Below are 1123 nucleotides of genomic sequence, written 5' to 3' on the forward strand. Positions count from 1 at the left end.
GTGATCTGCAGTCCGGGTGAAATCGAGAAACGGTAGAAAGCTTCGAGCGTGAACTGGTCACCGTCTATGCCTCTTGCCTCGGCCCAGTTCAGGCCCAGCCCGGCCAAATCGGTATTGCGACCATAGTAGCCCAGACCTGCAGAGACGGACCGGTCATAAAGCGCTGCGGTCCCCTTTGAGGCCCCAGCCCGAAAGAACGGCATCCACTTGTTGTCAACAAACCATGCCGCTGAAAATGCTGCGCCGTAATCTTCCGCTCGACTGCCATCGTCAGCCGCATCCGCATGCCAGAGGGCCAGATGGATATTGTCGAAGTAGATTCGATCAAAGCCGGAAGTGTAACCAAGCTCGAGTGACTTGAAGAGATTGCCGTCGCTAAACACATCAAAGTTTGGATCGGACGGGTCGGCGTTTGCGTCTGATACGCTGGCAACGGCGTAGAGGTTCTCGCTCAGCTTTACCCCACCGGCAATACCAAGGCCTTGGTTGGGCGTGTTAATTGTCGGGTTGGTATTGAAAGACAGGTTTTGAAAACCGCTATAGGGGCTTACCAACCCGTAGATATCCACAAAGTCCGTTACATCAATCTGCCCGACTTGCAGCGTCCACGACCCATTCTCGGCCCTTTGGGTCCAGAAAAGGTTAGTCAATAGCAGACCATTGTCGTTGAAGGCTGTTCCCGTGATCGAAAGCGCTCCGCCATCCAGCCCAAGAAACTGCGGAGCAACGTCAGTGTAACTGTGCCGGTCTTCGATCTTGAATGTTAGAGAGCCCCGTTCAGTTGCCTGCCAACTGCCGTAGAGGCGTGCAATTCCACTTGCCGCTTCACTGGCTCCCAGATCAGCGTTCGTGGTTTGACCCAGCGCCAAGTAATCAATGTTGAACCGAAACCCGCCCTCAGCCAGTCGGCCTTTCCACTCAAACCAACCCGGCACGATGTTGCGCGGAAAATCGGAACGGTATTGTGGGTCGGTCAGGCCGTCTCCGGGCTCTAGATCAGCTTCGACCGAAGATGGACCGGATAGTCCCTGAGCCGACGCTGCGTCAGCGAAGGCAATGCTCATTGCGACAACCAAAAGTCTTATCATTCAGGCGCCCTTGCTCCGCCGGTCTTGCGATTTCC

General features: G+C 55.3%; 1 protein-coding gene. It reads right to left on the minus strand.

The window, feature by feature from the left end:
• Positions 1–1064, minus strand: a 1064-nt coding sequence (locus tag ACR0CA_RS20315; RefSeq protein ID WP_480901005.1) for a carbohydrate porin, incomplete at its 3' end; no start/stop codon positions are given.
• Between the last annotated feature and the right edge of the window lie 59 nt (positions 1065–1123).

The organism is Ruegeria sp. F12, assembly GCF_056533885.1.